Source organism: Mesorhizobium sp. M7A.F.Ca.CA.002.04.1.1 (genome assembly GCF_004022805.1).
GTDB classification, from domain to species: Bacteria; Pseudomonadota; Alphaproteobacteria; order Rhizobiales; family Rhizobiaceae; genus Mesorhizobium; species Mesorhizobium ciceri.
This window is the reverse complement of the sequence record NZ_RZPL01000502.1, coordinates 1-4382: the sequence shown is the minus strand read 5'-3', so window position 1 is coordinate 4382 and position 4382 is coordinate 1. Positions and strand designations below refer to the sequence as shown.

General features: G+C 63.0%; 5 protein-coding genes and 1 pseudogene. 3 read left to right on the top strand and 3 right to left on the bottom strand.

The features are described 5' to 3' along the window. The coding region (locus ENZ75_RS22765; RefSeq protein WP_281061263.1) for a ferritin family protein at positions 1 to 320 on the bottom strand (320 nt) is incomplete at its 3' end. Positions 321 to 495: 175 nt separating this feature from the next. On the opposite strand from ENZ75_RS22765, the gene ENZ75_RS22760 reads away from it, so the two are divergent. From ENZ75_RS22760 to ENZ75_RS22750, 3 genes are all read left to right on the top strand, one after another. Beyond that, positions 496 to 819, top strand: coding sequence for a hypothetical protein (locus ENZ75_RS22760; RefSeq protein ID WP_024502197.1), 324 nt, complete (start codon positions 496 to 498; stop codon positions 817 to 819). Between the two features lie 295 nt (positions 820 to 1114). Next, positions 1115 to 2098: a threonine/serine dehydratase gene (locus ENZ75_RS22755; RefSeq protein ID WP_027161221.1), complete on the top strand. Its 984-nt coding sequence runs from the start codon at positions 1115 to 1117 to the stop codon at positions 2096 to 2098. 91 nt (positions 2099 to 2189) lie between these two features. Further along, positions 2190 to 2789 carry a DNA-3-methyladenine glycosylase gene (locus tag ENZ75_RS22750; protein ID WP_063169646.1) on the top strand — a complete coding sequence of 200 codons (600 nt, stop codon included), beginning with the start codon at positions 2190 to 2192 and terminating at the stop codon, positions 2787 to 2789. A gap of 105 nt (positions 2790 to 2894) precedes the next feature. Here the strand turns inward: ENZ75_RS22750 and ENZ75_RS22745 are convergent, their stop codons facing one another. Together ENZ75_RS22745 and ENZ75_RS22740 are read right to left on the bottom strand one after the other, a co-directional pair. Then, on the bottom strand, positions 2895 to 4031 hold the full coding sequence (locus ENZ75_RS22745) for an ABC transporter permease (RefSeq protein ID WP_013528655.1): 1137 nt from the start codon (positions 4029 to 4031) through the stop codon (positions 2895 to 2897). Continuing rightward, a pseudogene (locus ENZ75_RS22740) lies at positions 4028 to 4382 on the bottom strand (ABC transporter ATP-binding protein); the annotation flags it as partial. The gene ENZ75_RS22745 and the pseudogene ENZ75_RS22740, both read right to left, overlap by 4 nt.

Below are 4382 nucleotides of genomic sequence, written 5' to 3'. Positions count from 1 at the left end.
TGCTCGATGCCGAGCGGCCGGACCAGCCAGTCGGGCTTGCGCTCGTAATAGCCCTTCACATGTTCGCGCCGGATCAGCGGAATGCGCTCGCCGAAACGCTTGCGGAAAAGCTCGATCAGCGAATCGCGATGGCCATCCTCTTCCTCGGCCATCTCCTCGAACACTTTTGCCGATTGCGGGAAGTTTTCCGTCAGGCCGTCGGCATAGGCCCGATAGATGCGACCGTCATCCTCCTCGGACGAAATGGCCAGCGCCAGGATCTCCTGTTCGGAAAGCGATTCGAAGGGGCGGCGGCCGAAGCCGAAAACACGGGAAAGCATGAGGAATTCACCCTAGTTTAGAATAGTTCTAAACTAGGGCTCAAGGTGCCTCCGGTCAATTGCGCGCTTGGGTCGCGGTCAAGAATTGTTGAAGCTCGCATGCCGGGCCGACCCCTTCATTATCAGTGAATGTTCACCTATATAATTCAACCCAGCCAGAACAAGGAACCCGCAGATGACGGCAAAACAGCCTCCGCATCCCTATGACCCAAAGCCCGTTCTCGATCTCATCGCCAGCATCGAGGCCGATCTGCAGCGCCTGAAAGGCCTGGTCGAGCAGCAGGTCGAGAAATTCGACCCCGCCAATCCGCACAACAAGGCGCCGGACGGCAAACTGACCGAGGAAGGCGTCGAGTGCTGCTACCGCATGTTCGACGAGGGCAAGTCGCGCTATTCGGTCGCCCAGCAGATGAAGATATCCTTTGCCGCCGCCAGCCACCGCTTCAACAACTGGCGCAAGCTGGGCGGGAGCAAGAGGCAGAGGACGCTGTTGGGGTGAAACTCGTGAGACGGCGGCGGGACGGCGCCCCCCTCTGTCCTACCGGACATCTCCCCCACGTGGGGGAGATTGTCAGCTTCATTAGGTGTGCCCCTTCTTCAACGTTGGAAATTGGCGAAAGCGGATACCCAGCCGATCTCCCCACCCGTGGGGAGATGTCCGCAGGCCAGAGGGGGGCGTGCAGCCGAGGCGTTGGCGACCGTCTCGCTAAACCTTGTAACGGTCACATTTTTCCCATGGTGCGCCGCCTCCCTTTGCGGGCATCATGGAAAGACCCCTGTCCACTGGACCTCACATGACCGCCACCACCCCTCCCGGCATCGCCGACATCCACGCCGCCGCCGCGCGTCTCGCCGGCCTGATCGTCGAAACCCCGTTGATCGAATCGCAGGAGCTGAACAAGCGCTTCGGCGGCCGCATCCTGTTCAAGCCGGAGACGCTGCAGCGTACCGGCTCGTTCAAGTTCCGTGGTGCCTACAACAAGCTGTCGTCGCTGAGCGACGAAGAACGCAGCCAGGGCGTCGTCGCCTTCTCGTCGGGCAATCATGCGCAGGGTGTCGCCGCTTCGGCCGCGATGTTCGGCGTCAAGGCGGTCATCGCCATGCCTTCAGACGCGCCGGCGATGAAGATCGCTAACGTCCGCAAGATGGGGGCGGAGGTGGTGCCGTTCGACCGCTTTCGCGACGACCGCATGAGCGTGGTTCGCCCTTACGTGGAAAGAGGCATGGTGCTGGTGCCACCCTTCGACGACCCGGCCATCATTGCGGGCCAAGGCACGATCGGCCTCGAATTGATGCGCCAGGCAAAAGCGCTTGGCGTCGACCTCGACGCGGTCGTCATTCCCTGCGGCGGCGGCGGCCTGACCAGCGGCATTTCGGTTGCCGTCAAGGACGCCTCGCCCAACACTGCGGTCTGGGCGGTGGAGCCCGAGCATTTCGACGACACCCGCCGGTCGCTGGCCGCCGGCGCCAGGGTGTCGAACGAACCCGGCCACGCGTCGATCTGCGACGCGATCCTGACCGCGGAGCCCGGCCTGATCACCTTCGAGATCAACCGCAGGAACCTGGCAGGCGGCATCGCCGTTTCCGACAAGGCGACGGCACAGGCGATGCGCGACGCCATGGCCTATCTCAAGCTGGTGGTCGAGCCCGGCGGCTGCGTGGCGTTGGCGGCGCTGTCGTCGGGCGAGATCGAACTGTCCGGCAAATGCGTTGCCGTGGTGCTGTCCGGCGGCAATGTCGATTTCGGCACTTATGCCGGGATCATGGCCGCGGCTTGAGACGGGATGTCCAAAGGATCCGACATGGATCTGAGGCAGGTTTCGCCTTGGATCACTCCTCGCCCGCCTCCAAATCGTCGCCGGGCTGAACATGGTCATCTACCGCCCGCTCACGCGTTCTGAGCTGCCCGACGATACGGCATCCCTTGCCCGCACTCTCATCGGCAAGATCGTGGTGCGCGAACTGCCCGAAGGCATCGCCAGCGGCCGCATCGTCGAGACCGAGGCCTATGTGACCGGCGATGCCGCCGGGCACGGCTACCGGGGCCAGACGCCGCGCAACCGTTCGTTGTTTCTCGAGGCTGGGCACGCTTATGTCTATCTCGCCTACGGCATCTCCTACATGCTCAACGTCTCGAGCGAGATGCCAGGGGTCGGAACCGGCGTGCTCATCAGGGCGCTCGAGCCGCTCGAAGGCATTGCGCTCATGCGGCTCAATCGCGGCATCGAGCGCTTGCGCGACCTTGCGCGAGGACCGGGAAGGCTAGCCCAGGCACTGCGGATCGATCGTTCGCTCGACGGGCTCGATCTTTGCCGCAAAGGCCCGCTATGGCTGGCAACCGACGAGCATCAAGGCGGCGACATCGCCCAAGGCATCCGGATCGGCATTACAAAGGATGCCGATCGCCCGCTGCGGTTTTACGTCAAGGGGAGCGCCTTCGTCAGCGGCCCGAAATCGCTCAACGGTTAGTGGCAGTTATAAACCATGGAGATTGGCGAAAGCATTTCTCCCTTCGTCATCCACGGGCGGAGCAAGGAGCGAAGGCTGGTAGCAAGACTGGAGGTCGTGCGGCGTCTAATCCAGTGTCCGCCTGAATCGCACCAATGCTACGCCGGCAAACAAAGCCACGAACACCACCAGCCAGCCGATCTCCGTTGCCACGGCCGGCAGTTCGGCCCCCTTCAGCATCACCGCGCGGGTGATGCGTAGGAAATGCGTCAGCGGGAATATCTCGCCGAAGATTTGTGCCCAGTCCGGCATGCCGCGATACGGGAACATGAAGCCGGACAGCATGATCGACGGCAGGAAGAAGAAGAAGGTGAGTTGGAGCGCCTGCATCTGCGTGCGGGCGATGGTCGAAATCGTGTAGCCGAGCAGCACTAGCGCCAGCACGAAGATCAGCACGGCGGTCAGGAGCAGCGACATCGATCCGGTGAAGGGGATGGCGAACAGAAGTTTCGCCGCCGCCAGCACCACCACCACCTGCACGCCGCCGACCGCCAGATAGGGCAGCACCTTGCCCATCATGATCTCGAGCGGGCTGGACGGCATCGCCAGCAGGTTCTCCATCGTTCCGCGCTCGGTCTCGCGTGTCAGCGCGATCGAGGTCATCATCACCATGGTCATCTGCAGGATGACGCCCAGCAGGCCGGGCACGATGTTGTATTGCGAGATGCCTTCGGGATTGTAGCGCCGGTGTACGACGACATCGAGCTGACCCTTGGCGGCCTCGGCGGCGGCTTCCTGCGTGCCTTGCGCCCTCAGCAGCGCCTGGCTGGCGACTGTGCCGAGCGTCGAGATGGCGCCGCTGGCCACCGCCGGGTCGGTGGCGTCGGCCTCGATGAGTATCTGCGGGCTGTTGCCGCTCTCCACCCTCCTGGCGAAATCGGCCGGGATGGTGACGACGAAGGCAACGTCGCCGCGCGATATCAGGAACTCGGCCTCGGCGGCACTTTGCGCGACATGGTCGAAACGATAGTAACCGGTGGTCTGCAGCGCCGCGACAATGGCGCGCGTATAGGGATCGTTGCTCGTCGCCACGAGTGCTGCCGGCAGGCTTTTCGGGTCGTTGTTGATGGCGTAGCCGAAAAGCACCAATTGTATCAGCGGCACGCCGAGCATCATGGCGAAGGTGATGCGGTCGCGCCGCATCTGGATGAATTCCTTGATCAGCAAGGCGCCAAGCCGGGCGAAGGAAAAGACGCTGTTCATTCCATGTTGTCCTTCGAGCCGGACATGAACTGGATGAAGACGTCCTCGAGGCTGGTTTCGCCGGGCGAAACTTTCACGCCCTTGTGCTCTCTCTCGACATCGGCAAGCACGGCTTCGAGCTTCTTCTTGTCGGAGCCGACGACATGCAGCGTCGCGCCGAACGGCGCCACCTGATCGACGCCGGGGCGGCCCTGAAGCGCTTCGGCGACCTGATCGAGGCGCGGACCCTGCAGGACGAAGGTGGTCAGCCCGGCATTTTTCACCACTTCGGCGACAGTGCCGGTGGCCAGCATCTTGCCATAGGAGATGTAGCTGATGCGGTGGCAGCGCTCGGCTTCGTCCATATAGTGG

Coding starts and splice junctions, on each gene's coding strand:
- ENZ75_RS22760 (WP_024502197.1), top strand. CDS start 496: ATGACGGCAAAACAGCCTCCGCATCCCTATGACCCAAAGCCCGTTCTC.
- ENZ75_RS22755 (WP_027161221.1), top strand. CDS start 1,115: ATGACCGCCACCACCCCTCCCGGCATCGCCGACATCCACGCCGCCGCC.
- ENZ75_RS22745 (WP_013528655.1), bottom strand. CDS start 4,031: ATGAACAGCGTCTTTTCCTTCGCCCGGCTTGGCGCCTTGCTGATCAAG.
- ENZ75_RS22750 (WP_063169646.1), top strand. CDS start 2,190: ATGGTCATCTACCGCCCGCTCACGCGTTCTGAGCTGCCCGACGATACG.